Annotated in this window: 18 protein-coding genes; 16 read left to right on the forward strand and 2 right to left on the reverse strand. The window is 48.2% G+C overall.

The annotated features are described in order from the left end of the window. The first annotated feature begins 222 nt into the window (after window positions 1-222). The 13 genes from ACFS25_RS12215 (at window position 223) to ACFS25_RS12275 (ending at window position 16,284) form a co-directional block, all read left to right on the forward strand. Window positions 223-1,185 (forward strand): glycosyltransferase family 2 protein, encoded by a 963-nt coding sequence (locus ACFS25_RS12215; protein ID WP_381500601.1) that lies wholly within the window; start codon window positions 223-225, stop codon window positions 1,183-1,185. Between the two features lie 142 nt (window positions 1,186-1,327). After that, window positions 1,328-2,830 carry an O-antigen ligase family protein gene (locus ACFS25_RS12220; protein WP_381500604.1) on the forward strand — a complete coding sequence of 501 codons (1,503 nt, stop codon included), beginning with the start codon at window positions 1,328-1,330 and terminating at the stop codon, window positions 2,828-2,830. Beyond that, window positions 2,817-4,019, forward strand: a complete 1,203-nt coding sequence (locus ACFS25_RS12225; protein ID WP_381500607.1) for a glycosyltransferase — start codon at window positions 2,817-2,819, stop codon at window positions 4,017-4,019. The genes ACFS25_RS12220 and ACFS25_RS12225 overlap by 14 nt, the downstream gene beginning before the upstream one ends. A 61-nt stretch (window positions 4,020-4,080) precedes the next feature. Beyond that, window positions 4,081-4,905: a TolC family protein gene (locus ACFS25_RS12230; protein ID WP_381500610.1), complete on the forward strand. Its 825-nt coding sequence runs from the start codon at window positions 4,081-4,083 to the stop codon at window positions 4,903-4,905. A 4-nt stretch (window positions 4,906-4,909) separates the two neighbouring features. Further along, window positions 4,910-7,144 (forward strand): GumC family protein, encoded by a 2,235-nt coding sequence (locus ACFS25_RS12235; protein ID WP_381500613.1) that lies wholly within the window; start codon window positions 4,910-4,912, stop codon window positions 7,142-7,144. Continuing rightward, on the forward strand, window positions 7,141-8,577 hold the full coding sequence (locus tag ACFS25_RS12240) for an MOP flippase family protein (RefSeq protein WP_381500616.1): 1,437 nt from the start codon (window positions 7,141-7,143) through the stop codon (window positions 8,575-8,577). Before ACFS25_RS12235 ends, ACFS25_RS12240 begins: the two co-directional genes overlap by 4 nt. 25 nt (window positions 8,578-8,602) lie before the next feature. After that, on the forward strand, window positions 8,603-9,559 hold the full coding sequence (locus ACFS25_RS12245; protein ID WP_381500618.1) for a hypothetical protein: 957 nt from the start codon (window positions 8,603-8,605) through the stop codon (window positions 9,557-9,559). Window positions 9,560-9,944: 385 nt separating this feature from the next. Beyond that, window positions 9,945-10,817: an alpha-1,2-fucosyltransferase gene (locus ACFS25_RS12250; protein WP_381500621.1), complete on the forward strand. Its 873-nt coding sequence runs from the start codon at window positions 9,945-9,947 to the stop codon at window positions 10,815-10,817. A gap of 40 nt (window positions 10,818-10,857) precedes the next feature. After that, on the forward strand, window positions 10,858-11,955 hold the full coding sequence (locus tag ACFS25_RS12255) for a glycosyltransferase family 4 protein (RefSeq protein WP_381500623.1): 1,098 nt from the start codon (window positions 10,858-10,860) through the stop codon (window positions 11,953-11,955). A 16-nt stretch (window positions 11,956-11,971) separates the two neighbouring features. Further along, a complete protein-coding gene (locus ACFS25_RS12260) occupies window positions 11,972-13,051 on the forward strand; it encodes an acyltransferase family protein (RefSeq protein ID WP_381500626.1) in 1,080 nt (359 codons plus the stop codon). A gap of 24 nt (window positions 13,052-13,075) precedes the next feature. Beyond that, window positions 13,076-13,942, forward strand: coding sequence for a glycosyltransferase family 2 protein (locus ACFS25_RS12265; RefSeq protein ID WP_381500631.1), 867 nt, complete (start codon window positions 13,076-13,078; stop codon window positions 13,940-13,942). Then, window positions 13,935-15,413 carry a T9SS type B sorting domain-containing protein gene (locus ACFS25_RS12270; protein ID WP_381500634.1) on the forward strand — a complete coding sequence of 493 codons (1,479 nt, stop codon included), beginning with the start codon at window positions 13,935-13,937 and terminating at the stop codon, window positions 15,411-15,413. The genes ACFS25_RS12265 and ACFS25_RS12270 overlap by 8 nt, the downstream gene beginning before the upstream one ends. Window positions 15,414-15,462: 49 nt before the next feature. After that, entirely contained in the window at window positions 15,463-16,284 is an 822-nt protein-coding gene (locus tag ACFS25_RS12275; protein WP_381500637.1) for a glycosyltransferase family 2 protein, read from the forward strand. A gap of 182 nt (window positions 16,285-16,466) precedes the next feature. Here the strand turns inward: ACFS25_RS12275 and ACFS25_RS12280 are convergent, their stop codons facing one another. After that, entirely contained in the window at window positions 16,467-16,865 is a 399-nt protein-coding gene (locus tag ACFS25_RS12280) for a hypothetical protein (protein ID WP_381500640.1), read from the reverse strand. Window positions 16,866-17,161: 296 nt separating this feature from the next. On the opposite strand from ACFS25_RS12280, the gene ACFS25_RS12285 reads away from it, so the two are divergent. The 3 genes from ACFS25_RS12285 (at window position 17,162) to cobA (ending at window position 20,988) form a co-directional block, all read left to right on the forward strand. Then, window positions 17,162-17,494 carry a hypothetical protein gene (locus tag ACFS25_RS12285; protein WP_381500642.1) on the forward strand — a complete coding sequence of 111 codons (333 nt, stop codon included), beginning with the start codon at window positions 17,162-17,164 and terminating at the stop codon, window positions 17,492-17,494. A gap of 480 nt (window positions 17,495-17,974) precedes the next feature. Beyond that, the gene (locus ACFS25_RS12290; protein WP_381500645.1) at window positions 17,975-20,110 is read left to right on the forward strand and encodes a nitrite reductase; all 2,136 of its coding nucleotides are present in this window, start codon (window positions 17,975-17,977) and stop codon (window positions 20,108-20,110) included. Window positions 20,111-20,217: 107 nt separating this feature from the next. After that, entirely contained in the window at window positions 20,218-20,988 is a 771-nt protein-coding gene (gene cobA, locus ACFS25_RS12295; RefSeq protein WP_381500648.1) for a uroporphyrinogen-III C-methyltransferase, read from the forward strand. Between the two features lie 89 nt (window positions 20,989-21,077). On the opposite strand, the gene ACFS25_RS12300 is transcribed toward cobA, so the two are convergent. Next, on the reverse strand, window positions 21,078-21,809 hold the full coding sequence (locus tag ACFS25_RS12300) for a 3-keto-disaccharide hydrolase (RefSeq protein ID WP_381500652.1): 732 nt from the start codon (window positions 21,807-21,809) through the stop codon (window positions 21,078-21,080). Window positions 21,810-21,838: the final 29 nt, after the last annotated feature.

The following is a 21,838-nucleotide window of genomic DNA, read 5'->3' on the forward strand; positions in this document are numbered from 1 at the left end:
TAGCAATCAAAAATGTTTTATAAATTTACTATTAAGTAACCTTTTCCTCGACGGATGCACTATACTATACTATGTCTTCAATGGTTTACTATCCTGTAGAGTGATAATACTGGGTTAGATAGTTTAATGCCGCTCTACAAAGCCCAAAATCATGTGACTATATATCAACTGTTAGTTATTTCTCAAAGACAGGCTTATTATTTTCAATACAGTCAAAGCAGTATGGCCGAACCGATAGACACAACACCTCTCATCTCCCTGATCACGATCAATTACAACCAGGCAGTGGTAACCTGCGATTTGCTGGAGTCAACCCGGACCCTTACTTACCCCCGCTTTGAAATTATTGTTGTCGATAATGGATCGAGGGAAGATCCAACCGAACGTATTCAGCAGGGCAACTACCCGAACGTGAAAGTGCTGGTCAGTCCTGAAAACTTAGGGTTTTCGGGCGGCAATAACCTAGGCATTCGTCAGGCAAAGGGCGACTATATTTTCCTGCTCAACAACGACACGATTGTCACCCCCGATTTGCTGGAGCAGTTGTTAAAGCCATTTTTTCAGAACCCGCTGGTTGGCGTTAGCTGTCCTAAGATTCGTTATTATGATCAGCCCACTATTATTCAATACGCTGGTTATCACCCGCTGAATGAGTATACAGGACAGACGTGGGCTGTTGGGTTAATGGAGCCTGATCTGGGGCAGTATGAGCAACCGGGACCAACCTATTTTGCACACGGTGCTGCAATGATGGTTAGCCGGGCGGTACTGGAAAAGGCTGGTAGCCTGGACGATAGCTTTTTCCTGTATTACGAAGAACTGGATTGGTCAATGCGGATACGGCGGGCGGGTTTTCAGATTTATTACCAGCCCAAAGCCCTGATTTACCATCGCGAGTCGATGAGCGTTGGCAAGGAAAACGCCATGAAGGTGTACTATCACACGCGTAACCGCCTGTGGTTCATGCGCCGAAATGTAGTGGGGTTTCCGCTGCTGATTTTCTACCTGTATTATTTTGGTATGGCCATTCCAAAGGCGCTCGGCTATTATACCCTGCGCAGGAAACCCTCCTACCTCAAAGCGGTGAAAGATGCTATTGTCTGGAATTTAAAACATTCTGTTAAGCAATCCGTGGTAACGTCTCCGCCCGTAGCAATGGTGGCTAATACAGCCCTGGAAGTATGAACGAATCGACTACTCATTACTACAAAGGGCTTTACACCTATCCCGGCTACGGTATGGTTGTGTGGGCACTGATTTATTTCGCCCATCGCCGGTCGGTGAATTGATTACACGTAGTTAACTTATTTACTGGCACAAACCAGCTATGGCTCAGCCCACTTTTTCACTGAATAGAAACCTGACGTTAAACCAGTTTTGGGTGTATACTTTCCTGGGTGCGGTATACACAATTGTTGTGGGTTACCTGGTCAGTAAAATGGGTATGGCGGGGGCCATCATGTCGGTCCTTTTGCCAATTGTATTGGTGCTGGTCATTATGATATTGCTGGAACCACGTCTTGGCTTGTTACTATATATACAGTTTAGTTTTACCGTTGGCTTTACGCGTTTTGTCCAGATCGACGTTCCGGTTGGCTTATTGATCGATGGGCTATTAGCCCTAACGTTATTCAGCTTGTTTCTCAACGGGCAACGTATGGAATGGCGTCGAATGCGCAGTCCGGCGTTTGCCCTCATCGCTATCTGGTTTCTGTACACCGTTATCGAACTGATTAATCCCGAAGCGCCTTACCGCCCAGCCTGGTTTTTCCACGTGAGGGCTTTCTCCCTGCACTGGTTTCTGGTTGCCTGCATCATAATGGTAGCCCCTATCACCCGAAAAGACATCGCCATTTTCGTCAATTCCTGGTTAATCTGGTCATTTCTGGCGGCCCTTTGGTCATTCAAGCAGCAATACATAGGGTTGTCGCCCGCCGAGGTCGTCTGGCTGAATAGTGGCTTCAATGCCCGAACGCATATGCTCTTTGGGCAACTCCGGTGTTTCTCTTTTTATTCGGATGCGGCTCAGTTCGGAGCCGAGATGGCGGGGGTTACCCTGGTGGCGCTCATCCGGGTTTTTGAGGAGAAAACGCTGCTCAAAAAAGCAGCCTATATCGTGCTGACGCTGGTTTTCTTTTGGGGATATGCTATTTCCGGAACCCGTAGCGCCCTGTTTGTGTTGGTTGCGGGCTTTGCGTTTTACCTGCTGTTAAAACGCGATATTCCGAAACTCTTAATGGGCCTGGCTCTGTCTATACCGCTGTTTTTGTTGCTGATGTACACTAGCGTCGGAAGCTCCAACTACCAGGTTCAGCGAATGCGGTCGGCCCTGACGCCCATGAACGATCCGTCTTTCATGCTCCGTCTGCAAAATCAGGAAAAGCTGAAGGCATACCTACAGGACCTGCCGTTTGGGGCTGGCATTGGTACATCAACTGATATGGGCGCGCGCTTTTCACCCTGGCATTGGGCTTCTCAGATTCCGCCTGATAGCTGGTATGTAGAACTTTGGATCGAGACGGGCCGCGTTGGTGTCACACTATATATTCTTATGCTTATCGGGCTGGTCGGTATTGGTGTGTTCCGGGTCTGGCAGTTAAAAGATCCTTGGCTGGTTAAAGTCATGTACGGGTTTTTGGCTGAATTCGTCGGCATCGCCCTGATGGGCTATTCGAACCCGGTGTTGGGCCAGTTCCCCACCAGCAGCGTAATTTTTATCAGCTCAATGTTGATTGCGACCTGCAACCGGTGGGATACCGGTTCACTAACGCAAAACTCCGTAGTAGACCAACACAGTTCACCTAAACTTGAGCGCCATGAAGCAATTTGACAGCATCATCTGCATTTCACAAACCTCCTGGACGGGTGATTTTCAGAAAGCCGCCGTGCAACTTATGACGGAGTTATCAGCTCGTCACCGGGTACTGTTTGTCGATTATCTGTACACCGTCAAAGATCTGGTGACAGGGCGAAAGGATATGCCGATCCGGGAAATAATGCAACTGAGCAACCCACTGACCAAAATAGCCACTGAACATGGTGGCGAGTTGTACGTCTGGAGACCGCCCCTTATGCTGCCCATCAACTGGCTATCAGACAAATCGCACGATCAGTTGCTTCGCTGGAATACAAACCGGCTGATTAGCAGCCTACAGGGCGTTATGAAGAAGCTGGACATGCATAGACCACTGATTATTAACGCCTATAATCCGGTAATTGGTCTACCAATGCTGGGTAAGCTGAATGAGTGTGCTACGATTTATTACTGTTTCGACGAAATCACGACGGCAGGCAGTTGGATGAGTCGGCACGGGTACCGCTACGAAGAAACTTTTCTCCAGCGCGTCGATGCCGTTATCACCACCTCCGAAACCTTACGACAGGATAAGTCCGCCCAGCAGTCTCAAACGTTCTGCGTCAAGAACGGGGTCAATTTTGACTTGTTTAATCAGGCCCGACAACTGGCTCAACAACACCCCCCCGAAAAACCAGTTGTTGGGTATCTTGGCTCAGCCGATAACCGAATCGACATTGATATAATGGAATACTGTGCCCGCACGATGCCGGATGTTGACTTTCAGTTTATCGGCGAGGTTCATGAGCCCCGTTTGCTTGACCGATTGTCCGTTTTCCCGAATGTAACGTTTATTCCACCCCGCCAGCCTGCCGATTTACCCCCATTACTGGCAAAACTGAGTGTTGGCATTATTCCATTTGTGTGCAACAAGCATACCTACACGATTTACCCACTCAAAATTAACGAGTATCTGGCCGCTGGGCTGCCGGTTGTCTCCACGCCATTTTCAATCCTGGACGATTTTACCGGAATCATTGAATTGGCGGATACACCCGAACGCTTTGCCAAGGCACTTCGGCGGGCACTGGCCGACACGGATGAGCAACGCGTTCAGCAACGAGTCGATATGGCACAGGCCAACTCCTGGAAGCAGCGAGCCAATGAATTCGAATCAGTTATTCAGCGCGTACCAAAAGCCTGGCGACAGGAACAGCCAGCTTAGTTGAGAAGTAACCATTGAAGAAACGATTACAGGAATGATTTTATCCAGCAAAAAAGAACGTATGAAAGGGGACTTGAGTCGCCGACTTTTCCGACTTACCCACCAGTGGATACTGGGTCTGGTAGTATGGGGGGTGAGCAGTATTAGTTATGGGCAGGTCGTGATCCCTCCGCCAGCGGCTTCGGCAAAGCCACTCATAACTGCAGCCGACGGGTTGCCCATTGATAGTATGACGTTCGATTTTAACCGGGACATTTCCGTTCAGCTGATCCCGTTCGATGAACTTTTCAAACTAGCCCTGGCCTACTCACCAGCGGTTAAGTTTGAGAGTGCCGTAGCGAACTCGCAACTGTCAGCTTTGCAGCTTTCCAAGCTTCAGGTGTTACAGAATCTCACCGGATATGCCAACTACTCAACGGGTAATCAGGCTATACTTTCGACAGGAACGAACACTACAGATCAGTTGGGTCAAATTTCTAATGGGTATCGGGCGGGGGTAAACGTGTCCGTCAGTATCCATGATTTATTCGCTCGGCCACAACAGATTCGGTTGGCCAGATCGAACTATGAAGCGACCACGGAACGAAAGCGAATTGCGGAAATTCAGCTAAAACGAGACCTATTTAATTTATACCAGGATCTGATTTTATCGCAGCGCGTCTTGCAAATCCGCCTGCGTGACGATCAGGCATCGCTGGCGGCTTACCGGATTGCGGAGGTAGAGTTGCAAAAGGGGAAGATCGCACCCGAAACGCACGCGTTCAACAGCAACCGCTATGCCGAAACCCGATCAACGGTGGAGCAGGCCAAGACCCAGTTTATCAAAAATATTTACGCCCTCGAATTATTCGTAGGGATTCCTATTCACCAATTGAAACGCAACTAACCGTATGACAATCCAAGGACTTGGGCGGCTCCTGAAGCAGCATCTCATCTGGTTTATTCTATTTCCGTGCCTGGCCGCCGGAACAGTATATTACTTCATGCGCACTGAAACGAAGGTGTATAAAACCAAAGCGACGCTGTATACAGGCTTCACGTCTGGCTACTCGTTGCGGTCGGCGCAGGAAGGTTTTCAAACAGATTACTCGGCCGTCAGCAATGCCTTTGATAATATCCTGACAACACTCAGTTCCAACCAAACGCTCTATTACGTTGGCGTAAACCTGTTGAGCGAACACCTGCAACTCACCAAACCGACAGTGAATCAGCTCTCGGCCACCAGCCTTCAGACGTTGCAGAAAGCGATTCCAGCCAGTCTTTGGCAGTCGTTGCTTCGACCGGGCGATCCAGCATTTACCCGTATCCGGATTGACAGCCTGGCAAAGAGTCAGACCGACAACCCAATCAGAAAGTTATTGCTGGGGTCCGATTCGTATTACTCAGCCGACCATATCGGTAAAAAGCTGAAAGCCAACCGACGAAATGCCAGCGATATGCTGGACCTGGAATACGAAGCCGATGATCCGGCCATTGCTCAGCAAACGCTGAATCTGGCCATCATCGAACTCAATGAGCGGTATACATCTCTGAAGCGGGGCGAAACCAATCCGGTTGTCAAGTATTATGAGACGAAAGCAAAGGACGCGAAGCGGTTGCTGGATAATTCAGAATCGAAACTTCGGGCGTTTAACGTGCAACATAACGTACTCAATTTTGAAGATGAGCTGAAAACCCGTTCGGCTACCCGTGAAGCGCTGGTGGCTGAATATAATGAGGAGGTGATGCGAAACCAGGGCGCAAAAGCAGCCATGAATGCCCTGAATCAGCGAATGACTCAGGGAGGAAGCCTGCTCAAAATCAATACCGCCCTAACAGATAAACAGGCTGAACTAACGGCGGCTGAAGCCCAGCTGATCAATGCGCGTACCAATGCTCAGCCCCAGTCTGTTTTAGACCGGTATCAGGCGAAAATCAATCAGGCATCGGAAGAATTGAAACAGATCGCTCAGAATTATTTCGCGGCTGATAACTCGGCGGAATCCGTTCCAAAACAAAAACTGGTGAATGAATGGCTGGGTAAAGTTTTGGAGTTCGAAGAGTCTGGAGCGCGGATGGGTGTGGTAAAAAAACGACTGGACGATTATCAGGCCGAATCAACAACGTTTACCCCGCTGGAATCTGAGCAGCGCCAACTAACCCGCGATATGGGTGTTGCCGAGAAAGAATACCTTAGTCTGGTTCAATCCCTGAATCAGGCCACCACCCATCGGCAGGACATTGCTATCGACGGGTCTGTATCGGTGCTGGACCCACCGGCCTTTCCACTGTCGGCGCAAGCCCCAAAACGCTGGCTGTTTAGTGCCATTGCTGCGGGGGCGGGTCTTGTCATTGCCTTACTGTTGGCAGCCGTACGCTTCTGGACCGACAAGCGAATCAACTCGCTGGAGCAGGCCGAACAATGGATTGGCAGTCCCGTTACGGCGGTATTCCCGGTGGTCAAAAAGTTTTCGGCCAATTCGCGGGCTAGCCGGGCTGCCGTGAGCATGTTCGAACAGGTGGGGAATGCCATTAATATTGACATTGAGAACCGGCGACTTCCGGCGCATCCTCCCCTCATCACGTTGTTCAGTATGCGGTCGAAGCAGGGAAAATCCTGGTTTGCCCACGGCCTTGCCCGAATGTATGCTGAATCGGGCGAACAGGTGGCTTATTTCTATCCCCGGCTGACGGATACCGACAAGAAGTTTGAGCAGGATGGTATTGTCTTCTTCCCCTATGAACTGCACCCTACATTCATGAATGTACGGGAGCCGGACGATTTGATTCCCCGTGAGGATACGCTGCCGATGAGCACGTTCAATAAAATCATTCTTGAATTGCCCGCCCTCGTTGGTAGTCCTATTCCCCTGCATCTCATCAATCGAAGTGCCGTATCGCTTATGGTACTGACGGTACACACGATTTGGGGGCGCCGGGATAAACAATTATTTGAGCTTTACACAAAAGCTGCCAAACATCCGGTGCTGATTGCGCTGAATAAAGTGGCAGGCGAAGACAAGGATGCACCGACTTTGGGCGATATCGAACAGGGCATGGTGCGCACGAAACGGTATGCAGAACCGAACATGGTGGTGCCCAACACATCGCCAAGCGAAAAAGTCCTTGATCCACAACCTAAATGAGTCATAAACAGCAAGCGATAAGCGGTGGTAAGTGGATGAGCATGTCCACGGCGATTTCAACCCTGTTTCAGTTTGGCCAGGTCGCCGTTCTGGCCCGGTTGCTGGAGCCGTCGGTTTTTGGGATCGTCAGCGTCAGCACGCTTCTGATTGCCTTCTTCAGCATTTTTGCGAATCTGGGCTTTTCAAACTCTATTATTTACAAACAGGAAGAAGATCGACAGGTACTATCGACTATTTACCTGCTCAATATGGCGTTGGGTTTAGTCATCGGTGTCGTCGTTTTCTTCAGTTGGCCGCTGGTGGTGGGCTACTATAAAGAACCCCGGCTGGAGCAGGTCATCAAACTATCGTCCCTGTATTTTATAATCGTGTACGTCGGGCAAATTTACCTGTTTCTGCTCCAGAAAGAACTCCAGTTCAAGGCCGTTGCCAGCATCGATATCACGGGGACAATTGTTGGCAGCAGTGTAACTATTCTGCTGGCTTACAATGGCTATGCCGAATTGTCGCTGATTTACGGTCAACTGGCGCAGCAGGGTGCCAAATCAATTCTTCAGCTGGTTTACGGAGCCAAGTTGTTTTCGCCGGTGCTAAAGTTCGATCTGCATCTGATCAAAGATCACCTGCGATTTGGTCTCTACAATGTGGGCGACGGTATTGTGGGCTTTATCCAGGCCAATTCTGATAATATTCTGGTTGGCGGAATGCTGGGCGTAAAACAATTAGGCTATTACACACTGGCATCGCAGTTGGCGGTCTTTCCGATTTCAAGGCTCAGTCCAATTGTACTTCAGGTGGCATATCCTATTCTGGCGCGGTTTAAGGGCGACACCAATGAGTTAAAAAAGTCGTACCTGACCATTCTTGATCTGCTTAGCTACGTTAATCTACCGCTTCTGGCGGGCTTGTTCATTACGGCCGATAGTGTGGTTCCACTTTTCTACGGTCCGGGCTGGGAGCCGACTATTCTGCTGATCAGGATTTTCGTTTTTGTCAGTATTTTTACTTTCCTGAGCAATCCCCTTTTCACGCTGGCTTTTTCTAAAGGAAAACCGAAACTGCTATTTTTCCTGAACGTAATTACCCTGTTCATCAAGATTCCACTTGTTTACTTTTTCGCCCAACAGTGGGGAGTACTTGGCATTGCTTCGGCTTTTCTACTAGCTACAGTAGCTAATCTGCTCATTAATTTCCGAATTGTTCAGATGCTGATTGGCTCTTTTCTGAGTGAGTTTTCCCAGAGTATCATCAAGCCAATCGTGTTTTGTCTGATTATGGTCGGTGCCATTTCGCTCTATAAATCGTATGCCGATTCGATCAATGCGGTCAACACAATTGCCGAGGTAATTCTGGGTGGACTGATTTATGTCGGCCTGACATTCCGCTATAAATATTCCCTTGCCGAATTAAAAACTCTTAGTAAAGCCGCCTGACATTCCGCCTTTGTTTATGCCAACTATGCAACAGCTAATTCTAAAGTCCCTGTACGTGGTAGCCCGCCTGAAATACCCAAAACTCCGCCGGGATTTATGGTATTTTGTGCGTGACAATTACTATTGCAAGTTAGTGCAGGGACGTTATGTGATTCGCGATTACGTACTCAAGAAGAAGTATAAAGTTATTAGTTACCACGGGGAGTTTGACCAGGAATTACGGTATGTATTGCCGTTTGCGTACTGGCATCACCTGAATGGCACACTGGGCAAAACGATTGCGGCCCAGGATACGAAAGAGTTTTACTTTTTCAGTTCAAACCACGAAGAACGGTTCAAGAAGCGTGTCTGGACGGAATCGTACGCACATTACAACGTGCCAAACATGACCCACAGCAATTCCTACAGCTTCCGTAATTGGGCACCGGTACCTTACACAGAGCATTTTCGGAACGATATATTCGTCTTCGACAAGCCGCTTTTGGTCATCGCCAATAAATATAATATCGAGTGGGATCAACCCCCAATCAATTTTCTAGACATTCCAACGCTTGACCGCATTATCCGGGATTACGGCTCCACCTACCAGATCGTTTATAATCGGCCATTACCCAGTCAGATTGTTCAGGATAATAGCGAAACGATGCAGTTGAACGAACATGCCTGGCTTCGGGAAACCCATCCCAGCGTGCTCCTGATGGATGACCTGTACACCCGCTACTACCCGTCGGTAGTCAACAATTATAATCACCTGCAACTAATGGTGTATGCCAACTGTAGCCACTTCATTTCGATGCATGGTGGCACGGCGGCATTGGCAAGTTGCTTTGGTGGCAAAAATATCATTCTGTCCGACCCAAACTGGGGAATAGAACATCATTTTAACGAGTACGAAAACTTATTTCCGAACCTATCGGGGGCCACGATCCTACACGCCCGCAACCGGGCAGATGTCTTAACCCATCTGAGTATAAACTACTAATTTTCATTATTTTTTATTTACCATAGTTGACATTAGAAACATATATAGTATTTTTAAGCTTACGTATTTACAATATCATTAACTTATAATATACCTAAAACGTATTGAAGAAAAATACATTAGAGGATATCCGGAATTATTTCTCACCATTCGCTCCGGAAGTGCACCCAACCCCTGAAGGGGTCTGAATCTGCAAGTAAACAGAGTCCTTTCAGCGGGTTGGGGTATCTCTAAATAGGAAGGAACATGTATGCAAACCAGCTAAGAATTGAGTGGCAGCACAGCCAACCCCTTTACGCCTTAGGTGTAGACTGGTCAGTAAACCGGCTACACCCAATGCATTAATGCGATTCAATAGAAGCCTGCTTGACAGTGCCATTATACTATGATTATCAGCAGAATTACCAGTGGATTAGGAAATCAGCTTTTTCAGTACGCAGCTGGCCGAGACCTCGCGCTGAAAAATAAGACGTCTTTGTACCTGGACTTGAGCTATTACCTGTATGAGTACTCAACGGATACGGTGCGCCCCTTCAAATTAGACCATTTTTCGGTTCCGTACCGGGTGCTCCAAAAATCGCCCCTCGAGTACCTTTCCAAAGCAACAAAACTCCTTCCAAACCGGAGTCTGCCCCCTCTTTTGCTCTTTCTGAAAGAAAAACAGTTCCACTTCGACGATACCGTTGTCGAGGCCAGCGCCTGCTGCATTACGCTGGATGGTTTCTGGCAGTCGGAAGCGTATTTTCGGGACAATGCCGATACGATCAGGCGCGACCTCACGCTGTCCAATATACCCAGCCCCGAATTTGCGCACTACAAGCAACAGATAAATAACACACCGACACCGGTGTCTATCCATGTCCGGCGGGGCGATTACGTCAATCACCCGGAATTTAGTAAGACGTTCGGCTTCATAGGTCTCGCCTACTACGAACAAGCGCTGAGCCAGCTGAATGAGCTGCATAAGAACATCCAGCTGTACGTGTTCAGCGACGATCATGAGTGGGTTCATCAGAACCTGTCCCTACCCGACAATACTGTTTTTGTGCAAAACTCCGGCTCCAATGCCGATATCGCTGATCTGGTTCTGATGAGTCAATGTCAACACCATATCATCGCTAACAGCTCATTCAGCTGGTGGGGTGCCTGGCTCAACCCAAACCCGGATAAGCTGGTCATTACGCCCCGGCAGTGGTACAAACAACAACCAACCTGGAATACAAAAGATCTGCTACCATCGACCTGGCTGGCCCTCTAACTTATATCACAATGACCTACCTATTCGACTGTTGTGTATCATGACTAAAGTATTTATTGATCACCAAAAATTCAGCACACAGAAGTACGGGGGCATTAGCCGTTACTTTGCCAATATTATTCAGGGTATCAAGCGCACCGATAACATTACCTATCAGCTGGGCGTCTTACATGCCAAAAATCACTATATCCAGAACGAGCCACTGCTCCTTAAAGGCAATTTAAGCGACATGGTGCTGAATCGAAATGAGCGATACGACTACCGGCTGAATGAGCTTTACTGCAGACGACTGCTGGAAAAAAGTGATTTCGATGTGTTTCATCCAACTTACTACGATCCGTATTATATGCGGCAGTTGAAGAAGCCACTGGTCATTACGATTCATGATATGACCTATGAGCGCCTTCCAGAGTACTTCTGGGCACTGGACCCGCTCACCCGCCAAAAACGCGAGAACATCTTACGGGCCGATTCCATCATCACGATCTCCAAGACAACCCGAAAAGATTTACTCAGTTTTTTTGACATTGACCCGGCGAAAGTATCGATCATCTATCATGGGATTGATAGCGAAAGTCCCTTGGAAACTCAGCCAGTGACCGATCTGCCTGAGCAGTATGCCTTGTTTGTGGGTGATCGGAGCGGGTACAAAAACTTTTATCTTTTTCTGAATGCGGTTAGTAAACTTGTTTCCCGCTTTCCGGACCTGAACGTCGTACTCGCCGGTGGGGGAAAGCTGGAAGTGGCGGATCTGGAATTTATTCAGCGGTTAAAGTTAACGGACCGGGTACGGCACATTGGCGCCACAGACGGACAGCTCAATTACCTCTATCAACATGCGCAGTTATTTGTGTATCCATCTCTGTATGAGGGATTTGGATTGCCTATTCTGGAAGCCTTTAAAGCCAAATGCCCTATTCTGCTCAGCGATACAGAGTGCTTTCGCGAAGTAGGCGCTGATGCTGCGGTGTATTTCAGACCGACTAACCTCGACGATCTGGTCGATATGCTGACTGATACGCTGGAGAATACAACCCTTAAAGCCCGGTTAGTTGAGAAGGGAACGAAGCGGCTGAAGGATTTTTCCCTCCAGAAATCTATTGACGAGACGCTGAACGTGTACAAATCCCTGGCCTGATAACTGACCTTACGCAATGAGATTTAGAGCGGTTGATTCATTTCGGGGTATGGCGGCCATCATGGTAATCCTGTTTCACTTACAGCACCTCAACCTGCTGTCTGGCAGCACTTTTATTGCGAAGAGCGACATTTTTGTCGACTTCTTTTTTGTGCTGTCCGGATTTGTCATGACCCACAGCAACTACGATAGACTCACGAACCTGGTTAGCATCAAAGCGTTCATGATCAAGCGGTTCAAGCGACTGTACCCACTTCATTTGTTTACGTTACTGTTGGTCTTGCTTTTTGAACTGTTTCGATACGGTGTTAATCGGTTCGTCGTACCGTTATCCAATCCGGTGTTTGCTGAAGACAGGAGCCTGACGTCATTTATTGCCAACCTGACACTGACGCAATCGCTGAATCTGTTTAATGATGTTACGTGGAATGGACCCAGTTGGAGCATCAGCGTTGAGTTCTACACGTACCTCGCCTGGGCTTTGTGCTTAGTTGTGTTCCGCAAAAATTTACTGCTCCTGTGCAGTATCAGCTTTAGCCTGCTGGCCTGGTTTATCGTGCGTCACAACGGCAGTATTATTTACAATTACGATTATGGGTTCGTCCGTTGTGTGTACAGTTTCCTGATTGGTATGCTGACCTACCGGTTGAGCCGCCGGTTGCCGTCCGGCTTTAGTTACTGGCAGTATTCAGGGGCTGAAATAGGCCTGCTTGGCCTGACTGTCGTGGCAGTTAGCTCGTTTACACATGCCGAAAGTTGGTTAATGCCACTGCTCTTCGCCCTGGTTATCAGTGTTTTTTCCCGTGAAATGGGCGTTGTCTCTAAGCTGCTGGTAAACGATCGGTTGGCTTTTCTGGGCAAACTCTCCTACTCCTACTACCTAAATCATTTTGTCGTGCTGGCCGTAATGGACCTGCTTTTATTTAAGCTTATCAAGCTACCTCATTCAGGGGCGGGCGAGTTATTTTTCGTCTTTGCCTGCCTGGCTTGTATCCATGTATTGTCTGTCTTTACCTACCGACACGTTGAATTAATTTTCCAATCTGTTTCACCGGATCGAGCCAGCAAGACAGTTACCGAAATGGCCATTATTTAAGTTCGATCCTAACCGAATTACGCTATGAACATATTTAAAGCCCCCGACTGGATTAGCCAATTTAACTTTCCGTATACGTCGTTCGATGAGGTTCCGCAGTCAGTTTTTGACGCTATTAACCGAGATCTGGACAGTCTTCAGCATCTCGAACCACTGGCCAGCATTGTTATTCCGGCCTGGAACGAAGAAGTAAACATCCTTCGGAGTATTGCGTCGCTGGCTAAACTAAAAACAACAATTCCAGTGGAGATTTTAGTCGTCAACAACAACTCGACCGATCAGATGCAGAAAACGCTGGATCACCTTCACGTGCGCACAGCCTTTCAGCCGATTCCGGGATGGGGCCCCGCCCGGCAAACAGGGTTAGAACAGGCGCGGGGCAAGTACTTACTGACAGCCGATGCCGATGGTATTTATCCCCAGGATTGGCTCAACGAGATGATGGCCGTGTTGACTCAACCGGGTGTAATCTGCGTCTGTGGCCGCTACTCATTCATTCCCTCGCCGGGCTTTCCCCGATGGATATTAACCATACACGAAACACTGAAAGGCTATCTTGCCGATGCTCGCCACCTGAAACGCCCGCATCTGAATGCGTATGGCATAAGTCTTGGTTATGTACGGGAATACGGCCTGAAAATTGGTTATGTCATGCGCAAAGTTCGGGGCGAAGACGGGCGGATGTGTTTCGACATGATGCAGTACGGTAAGGTCAAGCAGGTAAAATCCAGGAAAGCCCGCGTCTGGACCGGTACCCGAACGCTTCGGATAGAGGGCAAGGGGAGTTATTCAAGAGCTTTGTGGCTGAAAATGGGCATCGAGCTACGGCGGATGGGTGGCCTCTTTGTGGCGCAGGCTCCCCACGACACAAAAACGTCCTTGAATGAGTAGTACTTTGGCGTTCGTTATTCTGCTATTGCTGGTAGTAAAGACAAGCGTCGTATGCCAGGCACAATGCAGTCAGGGGGCTATCATTTGCGAAACGTTCGGTAGTGGACCACGCGGCCCGCTGTCGCAAAGCCTGACCAATTTCACGTATCGGGCGGGCGGCTGCCCGGACGATGGCCAATACACGGTGATGGATACCGTATCTGGAGACTGTCATGGTCAGGCCTGGCATAGCGTTCGGCAGGATCATACCCCGAACGATGTACGGGGCAACATGTTTGTGGTTAATGCGTCGTATCAACCCAGCGAATTTTATAATCAGAAAGCAGCTGGCCTGTGTCCCGGCGTCACGTACGAATTTTCGCTGTGGGTACTTAACTTAAACAGGATTATGCAGCCCGGTGCCTGCGATGACTACAGTCTGCGCAATCCAATTATTGCCATGCGAATTGAACAGCCCGATGGTACGCTTATCAACGAAGTAGTTCAGCCTGCCGTACCCCGTACCACAACGCCTGTCTGGGTTCAACTGGTTATGCAGTTCTCGATACCGACAAGCAGCAATGACATTGTGGTTAAACTCATTAACAAAGGGCTTGGCGGTTGCGGCAATGATTTAGCGATCGACGACATCGGTTTTCGTCCTGTCCATCCGGCACTTGCCATTCAGTTTGCCAACTCCACAGGATCAGAAATGACGGCTTGCGCCGACACCCACCTGACGCTGACGGTTGGGGCGGCTGCCGGATATATTAATCCTGTTTATTTATGGCAACAAAGTCAGGATAATGTAAACTGGACACCGGCCCCTACCTCAGGACAGACAACGTATACGATTAATCCGGTTCGGGCAGGTCGCACCTATTATCGGCTTCGAAATACCCAGTCCATCAATGCGGCTGCCGTAGGGCGGGCACAATGTTCGGCAGAATCTAACGTGTTGATTGTTAACGGAAGGCCCGATAGTCCATTTACACTGGGTGATGATGTGGCTCTTTGTTTAGGAACAGCTCAGGTATTACAGGCATCAGGCTCCCTGCCAGCCGGCACTACATTTGTTTGGTCTGACCAAAGCACAAATCAACAGGTAACGGTCACGGCTCCCGGTTTATACTGGCTGGAAACCAACTTGAGCGGCTGTCTATACCGCGACTCTATTCGTGTCGAATCTCAAAATTGTCACCTGAGTGAAATCTACGTTCCCGATGCTTTTTCGCCCAACGATGACACCCGTAATGACCATTTGGTAGTGCTGCACGCGGGCGCGTTCACGACCTACTCCTTTCGGATATATGACCGGTGGGGCAGTATAATCTTTTCGAGTCGTCAGGTTGAAATAACGTGGGATGGTACCTTCCAAAACCAACCCTGCGCCGAAGGTCTTTATGCCTGGACGGCTGACTACAGCATTCTGGATCCATTGAATGAGGAGCAGCATTTTATTCGAAGTGGCCGGGTCATGCTGGTTCGTTAACGTAAACTACCTGTACTTTTCTGTCCGTTGATTAAAAAAAACCAGTATTATGATCATTCCCACATGCAGCGTGTTAGTGACGACCTACAACCGTCCAGATGCTCTGGAGCGTTGTTTGATCAGTTTGTTTCAGCAAAGCCATTTACCAACCGAAATCATTATTTGTGACGATGGGTCTGGCGCAGCAACGCAGCAACTCATCGCACGTTTTCAGGTGAGCAGTCCAGTTCCATTGAGGCACGTATGGCAGTCTGATGAAGGTTTCCGACTGGCCCGCATTCGAAATATGGGCTTGGCAACAGCGAAAGGAGAGTACATTATTCAACTTGATGGCGATGTGATTCTTCACCGGCATTACGTGGCAGACCATCTACACCACGCCAAGACAGGCTTTTTCTTTTCGGGGAATCAATACAATATACCGCCCGACAGTACGCGGCAGTTATTGAATGACTCGACCCTATCGGTTCAGGCTGTTATGCGGCAAGCCGAGTGGAGTTGGCGTCGGCTACGGAATGTACCATTACAGACACTCATGGTTCATTTTTATCACTGGGAAACGCACTATGAGTATGTGCTGGGTAGTAATATGGGGTTTTGGCGGCAGGACTTGATCCGTGTCAACGGGTATGACGAACAATTTAGCGGCTGGGGTTGGGAAGACACCGAACTGGCCCTGCGACTGATCAACTTGGGTTGCACGTTACGCTTCATTCGTTTCGGGGCCATCCAATACCACCTTAACCATCCCAAGTCGTCACGTACTCAGGAGGATGTAAATCGACAACGGGCTCTTCAAACCATCCAGCAAAAAAGAATTGTTTGTCAGCAGGGACTCGCTCAGCACTTTCAATTCATTGAAACCAAATAAGCACTAGCTCAACGAGCAGTTTCTGGAACTGGAGCCCTTGCCTGCCGGTATGAGGCAAAAAAGGCATACCGACAAAACGTGGCCTAATTGATACAGTTCTTACAAAGACAACGTTGGGTAGAATCAACCCCAGACTGTACTCGTCATACCTCATCATGGTACGGTGCGTGCGGAGGCTTCAATCACTTGCACATATCCAGTTTCAGTTTGTCATTCAAACACACCAGTTCAATACCATTCTGCCTTTCGGTCTGTACAGAAATCATCTCTACATCATCCAGCAGAAGATTAATAAAATCAACTTTAGGATGCTTTCCGGCTTCAGTCGGCAGAAGCATAAGCAAGTTGGCCCATACAATCCAATGAATAAAATAATCGTTGAGGGGCAGAATTATCGGCTCCACGTACTCATCAACGTATTGTTCTTGATAAGCAATAGCTAATTTTTTGGCTACGTAAGCCCGGCATCGAAAATTGAAAGAAGAACTTTGGTCTTTAGTCAGAACACCTTCATGAAGTAACCAATTGGTAACATCATTCAGCGAATAGTAAACAGCGTCTGGAATTAAATAACGAATCATAACATAGTTGTGAACTATAGTAAATATCAGGAAACAATACGTTGATAGTCAACTAGTTAAATAATAGCAATATCTGTGCCTGTTTTTATAATAGGGCGTAACTTTACGATAATTTGAGCGAAGTAAGCGACGATCTTCGTCCTCTTCTGTTGCTCATTGATCAGGCGAAAGTGAGTTGCCTTGTACCGTTTACCCGCTTAAGTCACTAATGAGAATCAGCTTTTAGCGTGACCAACGTCATGTATCTGCCTGACCGAAGGCCGTTATTTTGTTGTGTACTTCAGACGCACAAAATCATGACAACGCTCATCCATTCAACTCCCGCGTACACCAGCTCTGTTCTAGACAACTGGCTGTTTCTGTATAAAAACTATGTTGCCAACGCGGAGTTCAACCGCATTGGCTGGGCAGCTACGGCGATAGCTATTCAAGGCTGTATTCTCTCGCCGGTACTATTGCTGACGATGGCTTTTTTTGGCGGAGGAGACTGGCAATTTATGGCCAGCATGATTTGTTTTTTGTCAGTGCTGATACCCATACTGTCGGCCCTGCCGGTAAAGTACATCTTCTCGTCGTTCGCGATTAGTGTCCTTGTTCATGTCGCTATTATTTTGATAAACGTGCTATAGGCCATCATCAGGGCTTGAACAGTATGTCGCCAATGGCAGATGCTGTTCAAGCCTCGATTCCTTTTATTGATCTTACCTTTTCTCATCCGAGAAACCACTTAACTAACCTGACGATGATCTCTTTAGGCGGCAGTTTAACCTAGAGGTATCGATTCAAACTAGTTGACCGGATTCGTTTTAAGTCCGGGCAACTATCTATTTATCAGCCTCGTAATCAGGAATCTACAGCGCCAGTACAACTTTCCTGAAGTATAGGGTCATTCCCCTATCCGAGCTGTTTAAATCTCCCTAGTGATCATTCATTATATAATTCGATTTCCATAACTTTCGTTTATCGTCCATAACCAGAAGTTGGGCAATGAACGAACTAAATCAGCCGTAAAATCACTTATACTTGCATACGAAATAGAGCGTCGGTAACTCCCGGCGTTTCGTTTTAATAGATTAGTTGATTAAATCTATAGACAATATACCATACTTATGTCTATCCAAGTGACCGACAACGTTAGCCAAGCTGCCCGGCGCGATATACTGGACCTCGAACAGAAAATCAGTTCCTTTCGCTCGGGCGATATTGCCGACGAGGCATTCCGTAAATTTCGGCTTACGCGGGGCGTGTATGGCCAGCGGCAACCCGGCGTACAGATGATTCGTATTAAGTTGCCACATGGTCGCATTACGGCTGATCAACTTGTGCGAATTGCCGACCTATCGGACAAATATGCAACGGGTAACCTCCACGCCACTACCCGGCAGGATATTCAATTGCACTTTGTAAAACTGGGCGATTCGCCCCAACTCTGGGCTGAACTCGAAGACGCGGGTATCACTCTCAAGGAAGCCTGCGGCAATACCGTCCGAAACGTGACGGGGTCTGCCCGGGCGGGCGTCGATCCTGAGGAACCATTCGATATTACTTCCCACGCCTACCATATTTTCGATTACTTTCTGCGTAACCCAATTTGCCAGGATATGGGCCGAAAATTCAAGATTTCGCTTTCATCCAGCGAGAAGGATTCGGCGTATGGATACATGCATGACGTAGGTTTAGTGGCTCGTTTGCAAGATGGTAAGCGGGGCTTTAAGGTAATGCTGGGTGGGGGTTTGGGTGCGCAACCATTCTCGGCGCAAACAGCTTTTGAGTTTCTGGAAGAAGATCGGGTAATTCCCTTCATTGAAGGAGTTATTCGCGTGTTTGACCGCTATGGCGAACGCCAGAAACGCCACAAAGCCCGCATGAAATACCTACTCAATGACATTGGGCTAGCCGAATTACTTCGCCGGGTGGAAGAAGAAACGCTGGCGTTAAAAAATAAGTCTTTCTCCGTGCCTGATTTAGGGATTAGTATTCCTGAAAATCGTCCAGAAACCAGCAACTATAAACTGGAGACAACAAACACGAAATTACAAACCTGGTTTAAAACCAACGTTTTCGAGCAGAAGCAAACGGGTTGGTATGCCGTACAATTGCGTGTGTTGCTCGGCGATATGAATGCCGACACAGCACGAGCACTAGCGCAACTTGTGAAGCAATACGCAGCCGACGATATTCGGGTAACGGTCAATCAGGGGTATCTGATACGATTTATCCAGCCGGAAAACCTGCCTGCCGTATTCGAAGCACTTGATGCATTGGGCCTGGCTGAACCTGGTTTCGATACCACCGCCGACATCACTACCTGCCCCGGTACGGATACCTGTAACCTCGCTATTTCGAGCAGTTACGGAATTACCCGGGCACTTGAGAGTATGATGCACGACGAGTTTCCTGAGCTGGTTTTCAACGACGACATCAAAATTAAAATTTCAGGCTGCATGAATGGTTGCGGCCAGCACTCTGTCGCGAACATTGGCTATCATGGCTCCTCGCTCAAGAATGGGGCGTATGTGTTACCGGCTTTGCAAGTGTTACTGGGTGGCGGTTTTAACGGAAAAGGCGAAGGACTAATTGCCGATAAAGTCATTAAGCTTCCGGCGAAACGCGGCCCGGATTCGTTGCGGTTTTTACTGCGCGATGTTGAAGCCAATGCGTTTGACGGAGAATATTTCAGTGATTACTACGCCCGGCAGGGAAAGAATTATTTTTATCAGTTATTGAAACCCCTCGCCGACCTGAAAACGCTGGTGGATTCTGATTATATCGACTGGGACCATACCGACCAGTATGTGACTGAAGTTGGTATAGGTGAGTGCGCCAGTGTGCTGATTGACCTTGTGGCGACAACCTTGGCCGAAGCGAGTGAAAAACTCGGTTGGGCACGGGAAGCGTATGCAGAAAGTCGATGGGCCGATGCGCTCTATCATGCTTACAACGTATTCATTACCGGCGCACGAGCTGCTTTGATGAGCCGCGACATACCTACGAATACGCAGCACGGCATCGTCAATGATTTCGACAAAACGTTTGCCGGAGAACTTGATTTCCACGAGTCAGAGGGCGACTTCAAAACGCTGGTATTCAGCATTAATAAGCAGGAGCCGTCAGAAGGTTTTGCCCGTCAGTTTCTCGCACGGGCTGAAGCCTTTATGCAGGCGGTTCAAACCTATCGCGAAGCGCAAATTGAACGGGAAGGCGCACCAGAATTGCAGGAACTGAATCAGGCGCAGGATAGCTGATCGTTAATTTGAAGTATACAGGATGAATTAAGATTAGCCGTACCGCCCGCCAGTCAATTCATCATGTATACTTTATCATCGCACCGGCGACCCGGTTATACCTCAACATGAAACTCACTCTCGTAGGTGCCGGGCCGGGCGATCCGGACTTAATAACGGTAAAGGGAATTAAGGCGTTGCAACAGGCCGATGTGGTCATGTACGACGCACTCGTTCATCCTGCTTTACTCGACTATTGCCGCCCCGATGCTCTCAAGGTGTATGTGGGTAAACGGCGGGGGGCTTATTCGTGTATGCAGGAGGACATTAACCCGCTCATCGTGCATTATGCTCAACAATATGGTCACGTTGTGCGACTCAAGGGCGGAGATTCATTTGTGTTTGGTCGGGGCTTTGAAGAGATTGAGTTTGCCCGTCAGCACGGAATTGAAACCCAGGTAGTACCGGGTCTGTCAAGTAGTTATGCCGTACCGGCTGCGGCTGGCATTCCGCTTACCACGCGGGGCATTTCAGAAAGTTTCTGGGTCGTGACGGGCACAACTAAATCCGGTCAACTCTCAAATGACCTGCATCTGGCGGCCCAATCGACAGCAACCGTTGTAGTGTTGATGGGTATGCACAAACTAGCTGATATCATGGCTATTTTCGCGGATTGCGGTAAGGCTGAGACACCCGTAGCCATTATCCAGAACGGCACCTTAGCCGACCAACAGATTGTTGTTGGGCGTGTACAGGACATTGTTGAGAAAGTCAACGAGTCTGGTATTGACAATCCAGCTATCATTGTCATTGGCGAAGTTGCTGGTTTATCAACTAACCCAACAATAGCGGTTACAGAAGCTATTAGTCAGCACTTGACAACAAATAATGTACTATAAGAACAACTCATTTATACATAAAACCTGCTGAATGCTTCCATAAATTGGTGGCCTCAGCAGGTTTTTCGTTTATTGACTCGCCTACATGTTTATTTTTTGGTAAGTGGTCTTACCGAAACTTCCTTAAAGTAAACAACATCGTTGTCGCCATGATTCTGTAAGCCAACATAACCGGATGTAGGTCTCAGACCATGGTAGGGTTCGTAATAGAATTTACGCGCAGGTACCGGGTCGCCTTCCTTATAATCGGTCACTTTTACGCCATTCACATAAACGATGGTCCGTAATCCGTCCAGGGTTATGTCTATAGTATTCCATTGAGGACCGGGTTTCCCGGGCTTGGCCATCGGTTTGGTCAATGAATACAACGTTCCTGTAACATGGTAGTCATCCTCTTTAGAGGTTTCGGGGTGATTATCAATTTGCACTTCATAGCCATAATAAACCGGCATCCATTCTTCGCGCGGCTCAATGGGTACTCGAATAAATACACCCGAATTACTATTTTCTTTTTGCATCCGGTAAACCACACGGAGAGTACAATTGCTGAATTTCTCTTTTGTCCAATATAAGAGGCCCAGTCCGCCGTGGCCTCGAATCATACCCTTTTCAATTGACATGCTGCCCTTGCCTACGTGCTTCCAGCCGGTAAGGTCCCTGCCATTAAACAGTTTCCTCCAGCCATCGACCGTATTATGAATAATTCTTTGAGCAGCTGATGGCGATTCGCCCAACGTGAATGCGATTGATGCCTTACTGTGGCCAACGAAAAAGAGAAGTATACTACCAGCCAGCCAAATTCGGAAAATTACCTTTTTCATGTTCACAAATAGAGAAGACTACAATAACT

Origin of the sequence: Spirosoma flavum, from assembly GCF_042686045.1 — a bacterium.
GTDB lineage: Bacteria > Bacteroidota > Bacteroidia > Cytophagales > Spirosomataceae > Spirosoma > Spirosoma flavum.

Coding starts and splice junctions, on each gene's coding strand:
- ACFS25_RS12250 (WP_381500621.1), top strand. CDS start 9,945: ATGATTATCAGCAGAATTACCAGTGGATTAGGAAATCAGCTTTTTCAG.
- ACFS25_RS12275 (WP_381500637.1), top strand. CDS start 15,463: ATGATCATTCCCACATGCAGCGTGTTAGTGACGACCTACAACCGTCCA.
- ACFS25_RS12220 (WP_381500604.1), top strand. CDS start 1,328: ATGGCTCAGCCCACTTTTTCACTGAATAGAAACCTGACGTTAAACCAG.
- ACFS25_RS12225 (WP_381500607.1), top strand. CDS start 2,817: ATGAAGCAATTTGACAGCATCATCTGCATTTCACAAACCTCCTGGACG.
- ACFS25_RS12280 (WP_381500640.1), bottom strand. CDS start 16,865: ATGATTCGTTATTTAATTCCAGACGCTGTTTACTATTCGCTGAATGAT.
- ACFS25_RS12290 (WP_381500645.1), top strand. CDS start 17,975: ATGTCTATCCAAGTGACCGACAACGTTAGCCAAGCTGCCCGGCGCGAT.
- ACFS25_RS12230 (WP_381500610.1), top strand. CDS start 4,081: ATGAAAGGGGACTTGAGTCGCCGACTTTTCCGACTTACCCACCAGTGG.
- ACFS25_RS12260 (WP_381500626.1), top strand. CDS start 11,972: ATGAGATTTAGAGCGGTTGATTCATTTCGGGGTATGGCGGCCATCATG.
- ACFS25_RS12245 (WP_381500618.1), top strand. CDS start 8,603: ATGCAACAGCTAATTCTAAAGTCCCTGTACGTGGTAGCCCGCCTGAAA.
- ACFS25_RS12240 (WP_381500616.1), top strand. CDS start 7,141: ATGAGTCATAAACAGCAAGCGATAAGCGGTGGTAAGTGGATGAGCATG.
- ACFS25_RS12265 (WP_381500631.1), top strand. CDS start 13,076: ATGAACATATTTAAAGCCCCCGACTGGATTAGCCAATTTAACTTTCCG.
- ACFS25_RS12270 (WP_381500634.1), top strand. CDS start 13,935: ATGAGTAGTACTTTGGCGTTCGTTATTCTGCTATTGCTGGTAGTAAAG.
- ACFS25_RS12215 (WP_381500601.1), top strand. CDS start 223: ATGGCCGAACCGATAGACACAACACCTCTCATCTCCCTGATCACGATC.
- ACFS25_RS12235 (WP_381500613.1), top strand. CDS start 4,910: ATGACAATCCAAGGACTTGGGCGGCTCCTGAAGCAGCATCTCATCTGG.
- ACFS25_RS12255 (WP_381500623.1), top strand. CDS start 10,858: ATGACTAAAGTATTTATTGATCACCAAAAATTCAGCACACAGAAGTAC.
- cobA (WP_381500648.1), top strand. CDS start 20,218: ATGAAACTCACTCTCGTAGGTGCCGGGCCGGGCGATCCGGACTTAATA.
- ACFS25_RS12300 (WP_381500652.1), bottom strand. CDS start 21,809: ATGAAAAAGGTAATTTTCCGAATTTGGCTGGCTGGTAGTATACTTCTC.
- ACFS25_RS12285 (WP_381500642.1), top strand. CDS start 17,162: ATGACAACGCTCATCCATTCAACTCCCGCGTACACCAGCTCTGTTCTA.